Genomic DNA, 16,825 nt, shown 5'->3' on the forward strand with positions numbered 1-16,825 from the left:
CGCTATTCACCAAAGGTAAATGCGATAGTGTTTAACCTTTATTGAGAGTCTTAACTAAAATTGAGGGTGAAGAGTGACTAGTTGGAAGCACTGTTTAGACTAAGTGCTCTATTGGACGCCATTTGTATAGGTTTGAAGCTATAGGGCTGATGGTGTAAGGGAGTAGTGCTAAGGAGTAATTGAAGCGATACGACTAAAATCATCGAATACCCAATCAGGGTTGTGTGCACCAATATCTTCGCCGTAGTTATACCCATAGGTAAGTCCAACACTTCGCATGCTTGCAGCATTTGCCGCTAAAATATCGTTTTTCGAATCGCCTACCATAACGCATTCATTCGCTTTGACGTTCAGGGTTTTACAAACATGATTCAAAGGCAAGGGGGAAGGTTTTTTTTCCTTTAAAGAATCACCACCAATAAAGAGAGAGAAAAAAGATTCAACCTTGAACGCTTCTACAATGGGGGCGATAAACTTTTTGGGCTTATTAGTGACTAGTGCCAGCGTATAGCCTTTACGTGAAAGGGCACTGAGTGTGTCATAAACATGAGGGTAGAGAGTAGAAGCGCGACACACGTTTAAATCGTAATGATATAAAAAACGCTGAAAGGTATGGTCGATTAACTCGTTGCTTATAGACTTGCACTGCTGCGTGTTAGCATCGGTATTGCCAGATAGTCCTCGCTCAACCAGCACTCTTGCACCATTACCTACCCAATTTCTAATTGTGGACTCACTAAACGTTGCCATACCCACATCGTTAAGTGCATTGTTTAATGCGCTCGCAAGGTCGGGGACTGAATCAACAAGTGTACCGTCTAAATCAAATATAAAAGTGGTTATAGGTTGCATAAAATACTGTTCATTTCTGTTTAAGACTACTGTCTATGTTTAGGGCTACTGTTTATGTCCAGGGCTATGTCGAAGGATACTTGCCCACATCGACAGTTTGCTTTTAGTACTTGGAGCCAAGTGAGCCGAAACCTGCTTTCGTCAAAGGTTTCGGCACTTGTTATGGCTGTTTTCCTAGCTTTTACCTCGACTGTTTTCTTAATTGTTATTTGGGGCTGCTCTCTCGGTTTTTTCGAATAGGGCACTTAGGCCACAGTCTCAAACGTGTCAGCAGCCTTACTGATACACACTATTCAAAGTCTTGGTTACTAATCCACAGTGTCTGGTAGGGCTTCAATTGAATAAAGCCGCTTGAAAGACAAATTTCATCACGTGTTACCAAGTCTATCCAGTTGTCGGTGCCGATTAGATTAATATCTGATAGCAAAATGGTTTTTTCTTCATCGCAAATATTATTCACGCAGAAAATACTTTGCTTTCTATCAAGACTTTGTCGCCAATACCCAAATATTTCATTACCCAACTGCAGTGTGAACTGAGTTGCGTTGGGGTGAAACGCCGGTTGCGCCTTTCTTATAAGGATAAGCTGAGACACCCGGGTTAACACTTTGTGATGTTGAGAGAAGGGCGAATCAAGCAAAGCCTCTAATTCATCAATATTCCAGCGACGACGGTTAATACTTCGATTTTGTCCTGTATTTGCCACTTTTTCATAGTCGTTGGAGGTGCCCAATAAACTATGAATATACAGCCCGGGAATACCTTCCATGCCTAGCATAATTGAGTGGGCACAGATAAAGCGGTCTACTTGGAACCGGTCTGGCCCTTTAGTGGTGCCTTGTAATGCGTCGAACAGGGTAATATTAATTTCATAAGGTTTTTGCTTCCCATGCTCAGACGCACGCCAAGAAATCTTACCCCCAAAGTTCTGCATGGTGTGAACCAATTCGGATATTTCTTCATCGTCTAGCAGCCCCTCTGCGGGACGCAGTCCAATACCATCATGAGATGCAATGAAATTAAAATAGGCCGTGCCGTTTTGCGCGGGTGGCATACTCATCATCCAGCTTTTTAAATAGGTACAGTCGCCGGTCACTAACGTGTTAACCAGAAGCGGTGGTAGAGAGAAGTTATAAATGGCATGTGCTTCGTTTGCATTGCCGAAATACGTTAAATTTTCTCGATTCGGAATGTTGGTTTCTGTGATGATTATAATAGAAGGATCAACATGCTCAATCAGCGTTCTCAGTAAACGCACAACTTCGTGGGTTTGAAACAGATTGATGCTGTTTGAACCGACAATTTTCCACAAAAATGCCACCGCATCTAGGCGGAAAAGCTTGGTGCCTTTATCAATATACAGTTTGATAATGTCCACAAATGCCAGCAGCACCTTTGGATTTCTAAAATCAAAATCGACCTGATCATGACTGAAGGTGCACCACACGTGCTTAGTGCCCTCGGCGGTTTCCGTTTCTCGCAGTAACGGTGACACACGAGGCCTCGTTACCATGGAAAGGTCATCTTGCGGATCAGCGGTAAAGAAAAAATCTGAACCGGGTCCTTCGCTTTTTATAAAGTTATCAAACCACACGCTTCTCGCCGAGCAATGGTTTATTACCAAATCTGTCATCAGCCCATAGTCTTTCGCTATGGCTTCTATGTCGGCCCACGAGCCTAACGACTCATTCACTGTTGAGTAATCAATGACTGAAAATCCATCATCGGAGCTATAGGGGAAGAACGGCAATATATGCACATTGTTGATCGTGTTTTTGCAATATTGATGTAAGAAGTTATTCAAGGTTACCAATGGTTTTTCGTTATCACGAATAACGCTATCACCGTAGGTGATCATGATAATATCTTCTTCATCCCAATAGTTGTGGTGAGATTGAGGCGAAGCAATGTCTTCGCTCGATGCTATGCCGATAGCGGCTAGCAGCTGCTCCGTTAGCGTGTCATAGGACACGTCTAACGAAACATCGGCATAGATAGTCTCTAAATGGTGCTTTACTTTGTCATAGAGAGGTTCCCATGCCATATTATTTCTCCATATATTCGGCGGTGTCTGCTTCTACCGCTTCAAGTAGGCGTTCTAAAATGTCAGGTACCGCACTAGTTACTCGGTTCCAACTTGGAATAAACGGCGTTTCCATCGGGTTTTCTAAGAAGTTTTGACCCGCTTTCATGATATTACTGGCAAACATTTCTACCGCTTTTTCTTCGCTGTGAATGTCTAGAGTTAAACCGTTCATTACCGCGTCGTTGTGGTAGGTTTCGATAAAGTCGAGTGCAATCCTAAAATACGTCGCCTTAATTGAGCGGAACATCTCGTTGCTAAATGTATAGCCCTGAGTGGCCAGCTTTCTGAAAATCGCTTTCGTGATGTCGATAGACATTTTAGATAAGCCACCTTCATCATTGTTCAATGATAAATCTTGGTGCTTGTGATCGTAAATATCGCAGATGTCGGCCTGGCATAGACGGTTATGGGAATAGTTGCGATGCATCTCAGACAACACACCAATCTCTAGTCCCCAGTCGCTCGGAATGCGAATGTCGTTTAACACGTCACGTCTGAATGAAAACTCTCCCGCTAGTGGATAACGAAAGCTATCCATAAACTCAAGGTATTCATTGTCGCCCATAATGCGTTTAAGGGCTCTAAGCAGAGGCGTTACCAGCAAGCGAGAAACACGACCGTTAATTTTACCGTTTGCAACACGGGCGTAAAACCCTTTACAGAACTCGTAGTTAAAATTGGGATTCGCAACGGGATAAATTAGCTTGGCAAGTAAGTCTTTTTCATAGGTCACAATATCGCAGTCGTGAAGCGCCACAGATTCAGCGCGGTTTGAAGCCAGTATGTAACCCATGCAGTACCAAACGTTTCTGCCTTTACCCATTTCTTTTGGGGCTAAACCCTGCGCTTGCAACTCTTCGTCTAGGGCCTTTAGGCGCGGACCATCATTCCATAACACTCGGTGGTGCTGTGGTAATTTACCGAAAAATTTAAGTGCGTGTTTATATTGCTCTTCGTTGGCTCTGTCTAATCCGATAACAACCTCGGCCAAATAGGGAACCGATGTAAGCTCACCAATAATATGAGGTAATGCGTCACCTTCAAGTTCAGAAAACAAAGAGGGCAAAATTAACGCCATGGGGCGCTTTTTGGAGAATTGTAATAGCTCAGCCTCTAGGTCTTCCGTAGGTCTGCGCGATAAGTTGTGTAATGTAGTAATAACACCGTTTTGATAAAAATCAGCCATGTGTGCTCCTGATTATAGAGATAGCAATTGAGTAAGCATTTCAGTCCAACCTTCTGGACCGTTAAGGGTGCTGGTATATACCTCTTCTTTTTTTACTGTTGGCGGAGGATTTACCGGTGATAAAATTCGTATTGAGACATCTGCCGCTTCTAGCATGGCAATATCGTTATTTCCGTCTCCAAGGGCTACGGTTTGTACGCAAACACCATTTTGTCTTTGGTATTCTTTTGCCAGCCACGTTAGCGCTTGGCCTTTATCGCAGTTGCCGGAAACGTGGATAAATCGTCCACCTTCCAGAGGATACGCACCTCTGTTTGATACTGCTTTGAGAAACTTTTGTTTATCATCATCACTTCCTTGCCACAAAATGGGCTCGCCAAACTGACGCTTAGCAGCAAGAGAGGCTGAGTATTCATCTAACCCGGTACTGTCTTGGATTTCTTCAATGGACATTTTGGAAAACTGTTTGTAGCTGCCTTCAAAGTCACCGCTTATTTTTTCCAACAGCTTAATCCAGTGGTTTTTGCTCGATATAAACGCCTTACACCAATATCCGTCTACCCACACTGTGCCAGACGGCTTTTGTTTAAAAAAACCGTGTGGAATAAAAATGGCAGCGCCATTTTCAATGATAAAGGGGCCCGTTAAATCTATTTTTTCTCTAAGAGGCTGAAGTTCTGCAAAGGTTTTGCTGGTGGTTGGAATAACGGGGATCTGCTTTTTGTCCAATGCGGTTAAAGCCGGTTTCGCCGCCTCAAAAGAGTAAGTATGATGGTCTAACAGCGTGCCATCCATATCGGTGAAAACAAGCGTTTTTGTCATTACTTCAAATCCTGTTGTGTGATGTTTCTGTGTTCGTCTAAATAGAATACGGTATCGCATTGCTGAGGAAGCGTACTGAGTGCATGCTCAGTAAGGCGCTGATAGTGTTCAATAAAACGAGCAACCTCCTCATCGTTCATTACGCCAGCTTTTTCACCTTTAGACGTTTTAGCAAGCTTATGCTCTTGCTCTAAACGCCAATGTAGAACGCTGTCGAAGGAGGGCGCCGCTAGCATTAAACTATAATCTATCTTGTTAAAAAGTGTTTGATATTGATTGCCTAATTCGCTGTTAACAAAAGAGCGCCATGTACACAGTGAATCTTCCTCGCTTTCTAGCTCATTAACAGGGTGTGTTAACGCTGACGATTCTTGTGGCGAGACGCCCACGCACCAGCCTTCTAAAATAATGACGTCAGGAACAGCGTCCATTACCGGCCACTGAGATGTCGGGAAGGGGTTATCTGTGGATTTATCAAACCGTGGGAGCTGTGTACGTTCGCCTTTTTCAAGCATAGAAAACGTATCGAGAGCCAATGATATGTTATGGGTGCCCGGTACGCCGCGAGTCTTTAATAGCGGGTGTACCTTTATGGCAAGGGCGTTCCGGTGGTTTTTATCGAGATAAAAATCATCGATTGAAAGAGAGACCACACGCATGTCGTGCTCAGATTTCAAAAAGGTTTCTATAAAACTTGTGAGTGTAGACTTTCCAGAGCCTTGGCAACCATTAATACCCACAATGAATGGTTTTTTTGCACTTTTTTGGTGCTTTAGTAACTGTTCACAGAGTGGGATGAACCACATTTGTGCAGTGTCTGCGTAACTACTTGGCAGATGATGGGCTGTTAAAAAGCCATGTATATCCATGTTGTCACCCTAATCAATACAGAATTAGCACTCCATAGCTGATTAGGGTTACAACATCTATGCCAACAAAGCGATTAACTTCAAGATGAGCGCAATTACTTTTTGTTAGCGACGATAACGGCTCGTTGTGGTGCAGGGTAGCCCTCGATGGTGCGGGTAATATCTGCCGGATTGAGAAAATCTTTCAATGACTGAGTTTCCATCCATTCCGTAGAGCGCTGTTCATCAAGGGTAGTGTGGTTGATATCCACCACACGTATATTTTCAAATCCAAGGCGCTCCAGCCACACCATCAGTGCTTTCGCACTGGGAAGAAACCAAACATTGCGCATTTGTGCGTAGCGCTCACCTGCCATAAGTACTGTGGTTTCATCACCATCAACAACGAGGGTTTCTAACACTAATTCACCGCCCTTGCGCAGCTGGTCTTTCAATTGAGTAAGAAACTGCATGGGGTCTTTGCGGTGATAGAGGACTCCCATTGAAAACACAGTGTCGAAAGCGTTAAGCGGTTGCATATCTTCAATGCCAAGGGGTAAAAAATGAATATTTCGTTGTCCAATAAAATGCTTAATGGCTTGAAACTGAATTAGAAACAGCTGTGTGGGGTCGATACCATAAACACCGGATGCGTCTTCGCCCAGCATTCTCCACATGTGATAGCCACTGCCACATCCCACATCGAGCACGTGTCGGTTTTTAAGTGGCGCGATATGAGGTACCACGCGATCCCACTTCCAATCAGAGCGCCATTCCGTATCAATATGAATATCGTGTACGAAAAAAGGGCCTTTACGCCACGGCATAAATTGTTTCATTAATCCGCTGATTTGCTTTTGGGTGTATTCATTAATATCAGCAGCATTACCTATAGTAACACTGCTGTTCAAGTCGATAGCACTGGGTGGTGTCTGCGGCAACTTTGCAAGAAGGCGGCACCACTTATCGAACTCACCATGTTTATTGTGTTGCTGCCAGGTGTTGAGCTGTGAAGGAAGTGTTTGAAGCCACGCTGAAAGAGGGCTATCTAACAGAGATTTATAGCAGTCGTTAAACCAAGTCTGCGCTAATTTGCTCATTGTGTTCTCGTTGTGCTCTTAATGTATTAAACGTTGATAACGCCATGTGTAGCTAAAAGAAATGGTGAGTGCCAATAAAGTGGTGCAAGTAACTTAAGGCTGTACACCTATCGCTTAATGGCAACAATAGACGTGAAGTTGTAGCACTTAAACCACATCACTACTTCATCAAAGCCAGCATTGCTTAGCCTTTGCTCGTGCTCTGCATACGTATCGGTCAACATGACCTTTTCTAGCGAGGCACGTTTTTGACTGACTTCTAACTCGCTGTAGCCATTATTGCGCTTGAATTGATGATGTAAGTCGATCAATAGCTCATTCCCAGCCACTGAAGGGTGGCGAATTTTTTCAGAAAGAACCAGTATGCCCCCAGGATTCAAGCCGTCAAAAATTCGTTTAAGCAGACTCTTCCTATCCGCAGGGGGAATAAATTGCAAAGTGAAATTCATTATCACCATAGATGCATTATCTATCTGAATGTCCTGGGCCATTCCTTGTTCAACCCTAACAGGATTTGGCAATGAAAAGGTTTGTACAATCCGCTTGCAGCGGTCAACCATTGCCTCAGAGCTATCAATGCCGATAATTTCACAGGACTTCTTTTCTGTTGCTCTTGCCACCGATAAACTTGCAGCGCCAAGAGAGCAGCCCAAGTCATAAACACGGCTACCATCGGTTACTTTCATTGCAGCAAGTTCACCAATAGCATAAATAATAGATTCATAGCCCGGCACCGAGCGTTGAATCATATCTGGAAACACATCAACCACTGACTCATCAAATTTAAAGTCGGTGACTTTGTTCAGCGGGGCGGCAAAAATGTTGTCGTGTTTCTTCACGTATTTCTCTTGGTTTTGAATCTGGACGTTCAATTTTACCGTTTGAAACGGAAATGCCAAACCAAAACGTAAAATATATACTGAATTTACAGGTTTTTTGCGGTTAAGGGGTTTTAGTAACTAGCCTAAAGTATTAATCTATACCCATATTATAAAAAGGACGTAGTACGTTAATGACTAGAATCTTAATTGCAGACGATCATCCGTTGTTTCGAGAAGCATTGAGTGGTGCGCTTACCCCTTATTTCGAAAATGCTCAAATCGTCGAAGCGGAAAGCTTAGAGACTGCCCAAGACAGACTTAGCGAATATGATGATATCAAGCTTGTACTTCTCGATTTGAATATGCCTGGTGGCGAATACTTCAATGGGTTAATTACGCTGAGAGAGCAATACCCGAATATCCCAGTTGGTGTCATTTCTGGTAGCGACGGTGTTGAAGTTGTTGCTCAAGTTATGAGTTTAGGTGCTCAGGGCTTTATTCCTAAAGTATCTGCAACACGAGAAATTGCGCAAGCTATTGTCGATATGATTGCTGGCAAAAAGTGGCTACCTGCTGGCGTAGGTGAGCAACTTGAAAAAGTGGATGATGAGCTTAAAGTATTGCTGCAAAGATTCAGAGAATTAACGCCTAAGCAAATTCAAGTACTCTCATACTTGCGTGCAGGTCTTATGAATAAGCAAATCGCTCATGAGATGAACGTGACTGAAGCCACTATTAAAGCGCACATAAGTGCAATACTTCGCAAGTTAGAGATTAATACTCGTACTCAAGCGGTGTTATTAATGGATAAACTTCAGCTTAGCTAATATAAGAGCTAGCACTTGAGCTAAAAAGTGCGCGGCTAGTGCTTAAAGTAAAATGAGAACAAAGCCAATTTGGCGTGAGCCCACTAGCGAAGCAATTTAAAAAGAACCGAACTTTACGTTCGGTTTTTTTATGCCTCTCGCTTTATGCTTAAAACTTTATGCCTCATTTGTATGTCTTAGGTAAGGGACAGGTATTAAAACACAGAGATAAAAAAGGCCGCTGTAGTAGCGGCCTTGTTTTTAAAAAGAAGTACCTAAAGCAATAGCTAAAGCAATAGGCTAGGCAGCCTTGCCGCTTCGTTTCTTCGCGGCACTTGTTGAATTTATCTTAGCCACAAGTTCTTCGTGGTCAAAGTCGTCAACGTTAATAGTGCGCAGTCTTCCGGCTTCCGTTTTGTGCAGTAACTCAGCTTCAGCTTTATCAATTATACCTTCAGCTAAGGCTTCATCTGCTAACACGTCCAAACGAGTAAATGGAAGTTTTGCTTTCTTATGCTTACAAATGCGGTCAAACACAGGCTCGCTTAGTAACACATCATCAAGCGTTTGCTCAAGGTCGCCGAACAGGCTACCGTCTTCACGGCTTAGGTATTGACCATAACCTAGACGGCTACGTGCTGATGACGGCGTCTGAAGCATTTTAGCAATCGCATGTTCAGTTTTATCTGAAGGTTTACCAACACGACGTCCCACAGGAAGCACCATTACGCGTAACGCTACTGCAATGGCTCTGTTAGGGAAGTTAGCAAGGAAGTCTTCGATAGCTGTTTCTATATCGTGCAATGTGTTTTGCATTGCCCAATGTAGAAGAGGGAGGTCTTCCTTTAAACGACCGTCTTCATCGAAGCGCTTCAGCGTTGTGCTGCCCATATAGATACCGCTTAGAATATCACCCAAACGAGCAGACAAACGTTCGCGACGTTTAAGATCGCCACCCAGTACACCCATAGACACATCTGTTAGTAGCGCTAAGTTTGCACTGTAACCTTGCATTAGTTTGTAATAGCGTGCTGTTTCGTCGGTAAATGGGGCACTGCTGAATGCTCCATTCGTTAGCGAGAACCAAATACTGCGAACAGTATTTGCTACCGCAAAACCAATGTGACCAAATACGGCTTTGTCGAAAGCAACAAGTGCGTCTTTCTTATCTTCAATTGCAGCAGCTTGAAGTTCTTTCAACACAAATGGATGACAGCGCATTGCGCCTTGGCCGAATATCATCATGTTGCGGGTAAGAATATTAGCGCCCTCAACGGTGATTGAAATTGGAACACCTTGATACCCACGACCTAGGTAGTTATTGGGGCCAAGCATAACGCCTTTACCACCATGAACGTCCATGGAATCGTCCATGACTTGACGCATTTTTTCCGTCAAATGGTATTTACATATCGCTGAGATAACAGAAGGCTTTTCGCCAAGGTCTACACCCACCGTAGAAAAGCGGGTTACGCCGTCCATCAGGTAAGCATTACCACCAATGCGTGCTAGCATCTCTTCAACGCCTTCCATATGACCAACTGGCATACGGAACTGGCGACGAATTCGCGCATAAGCACCTGTAGCAAGCGATACTGATTTAGCACCACCTGCAGCAGAAGAAGGTAGGGTAATACAACGACCAACAGATAAGCATTCCATCAGCATACGCCATCCACGACCAGCCATTGAAGGCCCACCGATGATGTAGTCAATAGGGACGAAAATATCGTTGCCCTTCACCGGACCATTTTGAAATGGTGTATTAAGTGGGAAGTGACGACGACCAATTTCTAATCCCTTCGTATCGCGAGGAATAAGCGCACAGGTAATGCCTGGGTCGGCATTATCGCCAAGCAAACCATCTGGATCTTTCAGTTTAAATGCAAGGCCGATAACCGTAGCAACTGGTGCGAGGGTGATATAACGCTTACTAAACGTAAGGCGCATACCTAACACTTCTTCACCGTTAAACTCGCCCTTACACACTATACCAACGTCTGGAATAGCGCCAGCATCTGAGCCCGCCTCTGGACCCGTTAGCGCGAAACATGGAATTTCGTCACCAGCGGCAAGTCTGGGTAAATAATGGTCTTGCTGCTCTTTAGTACCATAGTGCTGTAGTAGCTCACCTGGACCTAATGAGTTAGGTACACCTACCGTACTTGAAAGGACAGCACTAACACCTGCCAGTTTCTGTAAAACACGAGACTGAGCAAATGCCGAGAAATCTAAACCGCCATATTCTTTCTTAATGATCATAGCGAAGAATTTATGATCTTTAAGGAACTGCCAAATTTCAGGAGGCAGATCGGCGTCTTTATGGTTGATTTGCCATTCGTCCACCATAGAACATACTTCTTCACATGGTCCGTCTAGGAACGCCTGTTCTTCTGCGGTTAAACGGCCTTTAGGGATGCGGTGTAGCTTGTCCCAATCTGGCTTGCCACTGAATATATCGCCATCCCACCAAACAGTACCGGCATCGATAGCTTCTTGTTCAGTACTCGACATTTCAGGCATTACCTTGCGATAGAATGCCAATAATTTCTTCGAGATGTGCTGTTGTCTAATATTCGACAGCGTGAAAGGGAGTGTGAGTGCTAAATACACTACCCAGCCTATAAGACCAATGTCACCAAAAAAGGTGCCTAAAACCATGACGCCTGCACCCATGGCAACTGCTGTTACCAAGCTAGTGCGCTGATAGCTAGCGACTGCTAGTGTCACAACGACCAGTAAAAACCATATAAAATCTGCCATACATCACTCCTGAAAGGCCTTGAATAATACACTTGTCTGACATTTTGAACGATGGAGCTTGGCTTATTCGTGTTTAGTTGCCTAAAGCCATGTTCTTTAAACTGCATTTTGAGGTCAGACCAGCATGCCCTAAACGTATTATTTAATGGCCGAAAGATCAAGATTTTTACATGAATAATCTACTAATCACGGCGTAAATAATAGGCGGTTAATTAAAGTATAGCGGTTACTGAAAAATTCAGATCAAAACCCACAGCGACGATAGGGACATACCTCCCTTAATTATGCCCCTTTGGTAAAGTCCAATTTACGATAATAAGAGCGCAATGATTGAAAAAGGCCGCAGATAGCGGCCTTTGGAGGGGGAAAAGAGGTAGGCTAAAAAGCTCATTCAAAGTTCATTCAGGGCTCATTGACTAAAGCCCAATTGCCAAGGCGAACTAAACAAAGCTTTGCCCCATGTAGAACAATGAGCTAAAGCATTTCAAATGCTTTTAATTTGATATCGCCTTGTTCTTCGCCTTCTTTAAATTGTTGTAATCTAACCAGGGCATAGTCTAATGAAGGTGCAAACCAAGCAAAAGTTTCACGCTTTTTAGAATCGCGGATTAATTTCACTTTCACTGTTTTTAAATCGCCGTAGGGTAATTTCAACGTTTCGTTGTCTACAACCTCAACGCCGTATTGACGACGCTGACCACGATAGTTAATAAAGTCGTAAGTCAGTGATGTTTTACCTTTAGCCAGTTGTTTGGCTAAATCTAAACGGTAAATTTGGTTATCAAACTCACCATCCCATTCAAACGCATTGCCATTATCAACGGTTATTTTGCCTTTACCCTGATGACTGAAAGACACTTCTAATGATTTATCTGGGCCGGTACCCGAGCGGCTATAATAGTACTCAGATGGTACGATATTATCGCCCTGAATTAGAAATATTGAATGTTCACTGCGTTTATCAGAGAGGAAAAACTTCGATACTTTAGAAGTATAAATAAGCGAATATTTCTCTTCGCCTAATTGGGAGAGCTCGATGGAGGCTTGACCCACATCGTCACCCCACTTATATGCTGTGTAGGTGGCTTTATAAGGCTCAATAGTCAGCGATGTATCAGCGAATGCATTCGCTGATACCCCACTCAATGAAATAAATAGCGTCGCTAATACGTTTTTTGCTAGCGCATTACTCGTTCGCATAACCTGTTTCTGGAAGCTCTTGCTCATCTAAGATAGCCTTATTGTCTCGCATCGATAACCTGCCTGCGCTAAACCAGCCCAGAACAAGAGGGTAAATACGCCTCTCTTGCTCCTGTACACGCTCAGCTAAGTCGCTTGCAACGTCATCTTCAAACACTGGCACTCTGCATTGAATAATAACAGGGCCGCCGTCGAGTTCTGGTGTCACAAAGTGAACACTAACCCCGTGTTCCTCGTCACCGTTATCGATAGCACGCTGATGTGTATGTAAACCTTTGTACTTAGGCAACAATGATGGATGAATGTTCACTAATTTTCCAGCGAATGCATCAACAAATTCAGGGGTGAGTATTCGCATGAAACCTGCAAGAACCACACAATCTGCACCGAAGGCCTCAATCTGCGCTCTTAAAGCGGCGTCGTAGGAGGCTCTGTCGTCAAAGTCGGTGTGGTCAAGACAGATGGCGTCAATACCGGCATCTGCTGCTCGCTCTAATCCATAAGCATTTGGACGGTTACTGATAACGCCGCATACTACGGCATTGAGTCGACCGGCAGCAATTGCATCGATAATCGCCTGCAAATTACTACCATTACCAGAAATGAGTACGCAAAGTTTTGTCACAGTGCTGCTCACCCGTTTATCTCTACTTGTTCACCGTCGCTATCTTTTGCTTCGATGGTACCAATAAGCCATGCATTCTCACCCTGACTGTTTAGTATTTCCAGTGAGCTCTCAACATCGCCTTCGTCAACAACGATAACCAAGCCAACGCCACAGTTAAAGGTGCGATACATTTCATGACGAGTGACATTACCTTGAGTTTGTAACCAAGAAAAAATCTCTGGCCATTCCCAAGTGCTTTCGTCAATAACAACTTTTGCATCGTCAGGAAGCACGCGAGGAATATTTTCCCAGAAGCCGCCACCGGTAATGTGCGATATTGCACTCACTTTAATTTGCTCTAACAGAGTAAGCACAGACTTAACATAGATGCGTGTGGGCTCAAGAAGGTGATCGATAATAGGCTTGCCGTTTAACTCGGCATCAACGTCGGCTTCACTCACTTCTATAATTTTACGCACTAAGGAGTACCCATTAGAGTGGGGGCCTGATGAGCCCAAGGCTATCAACTTTTGCCCTGGCTTAACGGTTGTTCCGTCAATGACGTTTTCTGCTTCAACAACACCCACACAGAATCCAGCAATATCGTAGTCGCCGCCGTGATACATCCCAGGCATTTCGGCGGTTTCACCACCAATAAGTGCACAGCCTGCTAGTTCACAGCCTGCGCCAATACCAGTCACTACCGACGCTGCAACATCTATATCTAACTTGCCTGTCGCGTAATAATCAAGGAAGAACAGCGGCTCTGCGCCTTGAACAATGAGGTCGTTAACACACATGGCTACTAGGTCGATACCTACGCCATCATGGCGATTCGCGTCCATAGCCACGCGAAGCTTAGTACCTACGCCATCGGTTCCAGAAACAAGCAGTGGTTTTTTGTATTTAGTAGGTAACTCACATAACGCGCCAAAACCACCTAAATTACCTTTCACTTCAGGTCGGTGGGTTTTTTTAGTGACTGATTTGATGCGCTCTACAAGTTGATTTCCTGCGTCAATATCTACGCCTGCGTCTTTGTAGCTTAAAGAGGTTTTATTTTCGCTCACGGTTGGGCCCTGGAACTAAGAGGTAGAAAACCGCGGATTCTACCAGTTAGTTGACACAAGTCCAATTTGTAGCGGTGATTTTATGGCCTTTTTTCCGATTATCCTCTCCACGCTCTAGCAGGCGATTAAAATATTTGTTGGTTTAAGGATGAAATAAAACCCAATATAAAAGAGAATGGACGTAACGCTGACACGTTATCGCTATTTTTTTATGGATATTGGCATGTATTTGGTCATTAGTATCAACGCTTGTTTATAACCACCGTGTTGATACACACTTGAACATCAGGGCGTTGGCAGCAACGTTTTTTGAAAACGGATTTGTGAGCAGGGAACTGTGAGCAGGGAGTTGTTAGCAAAGATTTGATAGCAAGCTGCTGATAGCAAACTGTTCAGACAAAAATACAGCAAAGATGGAGCATTAACATTGACAATGAGTAGGGCATTCTCACTCGCCGGAACGAATAATTTGATGAAACCGTACCATTCTTTACTACTGACGTATGCAGTCGTTTTTACTCTCGTTTGCGCTTCGTTTGTCGCAAGCGCTACTCAGAGAATAGTGGTGAATGAAGCGAAGATCCTTGTCGAAGATCAAAGCTCTCGCGCTCAACAAAAAGCAGCCAAACAGGCATTGCGAGAGGTGTTCTTGAAGATGTCTGGGTCTACTGAATCCCTTAGTAATCCCGGCGTAAAAGCCGCACTATCTTCACCTCAGTCGTTGCTCCGGTCTTATCGCTATTCTTATGAAGGTAGCAAAACCTATTATGTTGCTGAATTTGATAGCACTAAAGTAGGTGAAATTCTACAACGTGAAATGCTGCCCCTGTGGGGCGACAGAAGACCAGAGACGCTAATATGGCTAGCGGTGCAAGACGACAAAGAAAATAAGCTTATTATTGACGAGTCTTTAGATTTTCCAATTGCAGAAGCGCTGAAAACCACCGCACAAGAAAGGGGGTTACCGTTAAGTCTTCCTCTTATGGATTTAACAGATAACGTCAACATTACCACTTACGATGTGTGGGGCCGTTTTGTTGAGCCCGTGCGAGAGGCTTCTCGCAGATACAGCGTAGACAACATTATCGCTGCTCGAGTATATAAAAACGATTCGTCCTTTATTCCGGATCTACCCAATGCTGAGCCTAATGCGGGCCTTAATGCTAATATCAGCCCGGCCAACAACCCGAGTAGCAAGTCAAATGGCGAGGCAAGTGCGCAATTTGCACAAATGTCTGACCAGACAGGTGAAACTTACACCGACAACGATAGTGACAATAACGCTTACACCGGCACCGCCGATGGAATGAGTGAGTCAGGTCTGAAAAAAGTTAAACCAAAGATTAAACCCTTTACCATGGACGAATTTGAAGCGTATGCCAAGCAGTCTGAAGAAGGTGATTTCGGGCTTGATTGGGTTTTTATCAGTAAAGAAAGCGTGAGTTACGGCAGTATTTATGCTGATTCACCCGCTGAACTTGGTAACGCACTGATGGATGCCTATGCGGACTACCTATCATCACAATATGCTGTCGTTGGCATTGATAAGGCGAACCGTGAAGTGCTTGAGATATCTATTGCGAACGTTGGAACCATTGAAAGTTATGCCGCTGTAAGTCGCTACCTTACCACGCTAAGCGTAGTTGAAAGTGCATCTCTTAAGGCTCAGCGAGGTACAGTCGCAACGTTTTCCATTACGCTTATTGGTACGACAGAAGACCTTATGAATACGGTTGGCCTCGAAGCAAAACTCAGACCTGTAACTGATGCCTACGGCCAGCCTGTAGAAGGTTTCAGTTTCTATTGGAATAACTAACTATTTATGCAATTACCTTTACCCGTGACGCTGCCCATTGATGAGAACTTCGATAGTTTCGTGGGTGATGGTAATGAAGAAATAGTCACTTTGTTAACTGATATTGTTGATGCGTTACCCAGCTGGCGTCACTCGTCGTCATTGGGGCAACTCGTATCTCTCAAACTTCCTCTTGTTACCTTACTGGGTGCAAGCAGTGCGGGGAAAAGTCACTTGTTATTTGCGGCGTGTCACCAGCTTGCTAACAAACAAGTGAATCATCTGTACTTAAATCTCAACGATTATCAAGCGTGGTCTCATGATATTTTCGATGGTCTCGAAAATTTATCGCTAATTGCTCTAGACAATGTTCACGCCATCGCGGGAGATGCAGAATGGGAGGAAGCCTTATTTGATCTCTTAAATAGAGTGGTGGAGACCCAAGACACCTTGGTGCTGTGTACCAGTCATTTAGGCCCTTCAAACCCGGCATTTTCTCTGCCTGATTTACGTTCGCGCTTAGCGTGGGGCGTTATCTATCACATCAATCCACTTGGGGATGATGGCAGAGAAAGGGCGGTTCGACTTAGAGCACTAGAAAGAGGGCTAAAGTTATCTAACCAAGCCCTGAATTTTCTTCTCCATCACAGTGAACGAGATTTGAAAAGTTTAATGACGCTGCTTGGGCGCCTAGACACTCGCTCTTTGCAGGAGCAAAAGCGATTGTCGGTAGCCATGGTAAAACGAGAGCTTGGTATTCAATAATACCGTTTAATGGAAGAAACCATTTCTGTTGAGCAGCGTTTCCATCGATACATGCTGAGCCACACTAAAACGAATACCTACACCTAAACGTACCCACTTGCACA

14 protein-coding genes are annotated in these 16,825 nt (G+C 44.1%); 3 read left to right on the forward strand and 11 right to left on the reverse strand.

Translation table 11 applies throughout. The annotated features are described in order from the left end of the window. Positions 1 to 168: 168 nt before the first annotated feature. The 7 genes from JV36_RS0118815 to cmoA all read right to left on the reverse strand — a co-directional run bounded on the left by JV36_RS0118815 (position 169) and on the right by cmoA (position 7,733). Positions 169 to 852 (reverse strand): phosphoglycolate phosphatase, encoded by a 684-nt coding sequence (locus JV36_RS0118815; RefSeq protein WP_032096469.1) that lies wholly within the window; start codon positions 850 to 852, stop codon positions 169 to 171. Between the two features lie 289 nt (positions 853 to 1,141). After that, positions 1,142 to 2,896, reverse strand: coding sequence for a sugar phosphorylase (locus JV36_RS0118820; RefSeq protein WP_032096468.1), 1,755 nt, complete (start codon positions 2,894 to 2,896; stop codon positions 1,142 to 1,144). A 1-nt stretch (position 2,897) separates the two neighbouring features. Further along, a complete protein-coding gene (locus JV36_RS0118825) occupies positions 2,898 to 4,124 on the reverse strand; it encodes a glycosyl transferase (RefSeq protein ID WP_032096467.1) in 1,227 nt (408 codons plus the stop codon). Positions 4,125 to 4,136: 12 nt separating this feature from the next. Continuing rightward, positions 4,137 to 4,946 (reverse strand): HAD-IIB family hydrolase, encoded by an 810-nt coding sequence (locus JV36_RS0118830; protein WP_032096466.1) that lies wholly within the window; start codon positions 4,944 to 4,946, stop codon positions 4,137 to 4,139. After that, on the reverse strand, positions 4,946 to 5,815 hold the full coding sequence (locus JV36_RS0118835; RefSeq protein ID WP_032096465.1) for a kinase: 870 nt from the start codon (positions 5,813 to 5,815) through the stop codon (positions 4,946 to 4,948). The genes JV36_RS0118830 and JV36_RS0118835 overlap by 1 nt, the downstream gene beginning before the upstream one ends. A 95-nt stretch (positions 5,816 to 5,910) precedes the next feature. Continuing rightward, the gene (cmoB, locus tag JV36_RS0118840) at positions 5,911 to 6,894 is read right to left on the reverse strand and encodes a tRNA 5-methoxyuridine(34)/uridine 5-oxyacetic acid(34) synthase CmoB (protein ID WP_032096464.1); all 984 of its coding nucleotides are present in this window, start codon (positions 6,892 to 6,894) and stop codon (positions 5,911 to 5,913) included. Positions 6,895 to 7,001: 107 nt separating this feature from the next. After that, positions 7,002 to 7,733, reverse strand: a complete 732-nt coding sequence (gene cmoA / locus JV36_RS0118845; protein ID WP_032096463.1) for a carboxy-S-adenosyl-L-methionine synthase CmoA — start codon at positions 7,731 to 7,733, stop codon at positions 7,002 to 7,004. 173 nt (positions 7,734 to 7,906) lie between these two features. Here cmoA and JV36_RS0118850 point away from each other — a divergent pair, with 173 nt between their 5' ends. Continuing rightward, the gene (locus JV36_RS0118850; RefSeq protein ID WP_032096462.1) at positions 7,907 to 8,542 is read left to right on the forward strand and encodes a response regulator transcription factor; all 636 of its coding nucleotides are present in this window, start codon (positions 7,907 to 7,909) and stop codon (positions 8,540 to 8,542) included. A 279-nt stretch (positions 8,543 to 8,821) separates the two neighbouring features. Here the strand turns inward: JV36_RS0118850 and fadE are convergent, their stop codons facing one another. The 4 genes from fadE to purM form a co-directional block, all read right to left on the reverse strand. After that, a complete protein-coding gene (fadE, locus tag JV36_RS0118855; protein WP_032096461.1) occupies positions 8,822 to 11,284 on the reverse strand; it encodes an acyl-CoA dehydrogenase FadE in 2,463 nt (820 codons plus the stop codon). Positions 11,285 to 11,758: 474 nt separating this feature from the next. Then, the gene (locus JV36_RS0118860; protein ID WP_152561558.1) at positions 11,759 to 12,511 is read right to left on the reverse strand and encodes a DUF3108 domain-containing protein; all 753 of its coding nucleotides are present in this window, start codon (positions 12,509 to 12,511) and stop codon (positions 11,759 to 11,761) included. Then, positions 12,471 to 13,121, reverse strand: a complete 651-nt coding sequence (gene purN, locus JV36_RS0118865) for a phosphoribosylglycinamide formyltransferase (protein WP_032096459.1) — start codon at positions 13,119 to 13,121, stop codon at positions 12,471 to 12,473. The genes JV36_RS0118860 and purN overlap by 41 nt, the downstream gene beginning before the upstream one ends. After that, positions 13,118 to 14,161 carry a phosphoribosylformylglycinamidine cyclo-ligase gene (gene purM, locus JV36_RS0118870; protein ID WP_032096458.1) on the reverse strand — a complete coding sequence of 348 codons (1,044 nt, stop codon included), beginning with the start codon at positions 14,159 to 14,161 and terminating at the stop codon, positions 13,118 to 13,120. The genes purN and purM overlap by 4 nt, the downstream gene beginning before the upstream one ends. A gap of 433 nt (positions 14,162 to 14,594) precedes the next feature. Between purM and JV36_RS0118875 the strand changes: the two genes are divergently transcribed. Beyond that, entirely contained in the window at positions 14,595 to 15,977 is a 1,383-nt protein-coding gene (locus JV36_RS0118875; RefSeq protein WP_032096457.1) for a DUF2066 domain-containing protein, read from the forward strand. A gap of 6 nt (positions 15,978 to 15,983) precedes the next feature. Then, complete coding sequence (gene hda / locus JV36_RS0118880; protein ID WP_032096456.1) at positions 15,984 to 16,721, forward strand: DnaA regulatory inactivator Hda; 738 nt, start codon at positions 15,984 to 15,986, stop codon at positions 16,719 to 16,721. The last annotated feature ends 104 nt before the right edge of the window (positions 16,722 to 16,825 follow it).

The sequence above is a fragment of the Alteromonas sp. LOR genome (genome assembly GCF_000753865.1).
Taxonomy (GTDB): domain Bacteria; phylum Pseudomonadota; class Gammaproteobacteria; order Enterobacterales; family Alteromonadaceae; genus Alteromonas.

Excerpts from the sequence above, each read along its gene's own strand:
- JV36_RS0118815 (WP_032096469.1), bottom strand. The coding sequence starts at position 852 with ATGCAACCTATAACCACTTTTATATTTGATTTAGACGGTACACTTGTT.
- JV36_RS0118820 (WP_032096468.1), bottom strand. The coding sequence starts at position 2,896 with ATGGCATGGGAACCTCTCTATGACAAAGTAAAGCACCATTTAGAGACT.
- JV36_RS0118825 (WP_032096467.1), bottom strand. The coding sequence starts at position 4,124 with ATGGCTGATTTTTATCAAAACGGTGTTATTACTACATTACACAACTTA.
- JV36_RS0118830 (WP_032096466.1), bottom strand. The coding sequence starts at position 4,946 with ATGACAAAAACGCTTGTTTTCACCGATATGGATGGCACGCTGTTAGAC.
- JV36_RS0118835 (WP_032096465.1), bottom strand. The coding sequence starts at position 5,815 with ATGGATATACATGGCTTTTTAACAGCCCATCATCTGCCAAGTAGTTAC.
- cmoB (WP_032096464.1), bottom strand. The coding sequence starts at position 6,894 with ATGAGCAAATTAGCGCAGACTTGGTTTAACGACTGCTATAAATCTCTG.
- JV36_RS0118850 (WP_032096462.1), top strand. The coding sequence starts at position 7,907 with ATGACTAGAATCTTAATTGCAGACGATCATCCGTTGTTTCGAGAAGCA.
- fadE (WP_032096461.1), bottom strand. The coding sequence starts at position 11,284 with ATGGCAGATTTTATATGGTTTTTACTGGTCGTTGTGACACTAGCAGTC.
- JV36_RS0118860 (WP_152561558.1), bottom strand. The coding sequence starts at position 12,511 with ATGAGCAAGAGCTTCCAGAAACAGGTTATGCGAACGAGTAATGCGCTA.
- JV36_RS0118875 (WP_032096457.1), top strand. The coding sequence starts at position 14,595 with ATGAGTAGGGCATTCTCACTCGCCGGAACGAATAATTTGATGAAACCG.
- hda (WP_032096456.1), top strand. The coding sequence starts at position 15,984 with ATGCAATTACCTTTACCCGTGACGCTGCCCATTGATGAGAACTTCGAT.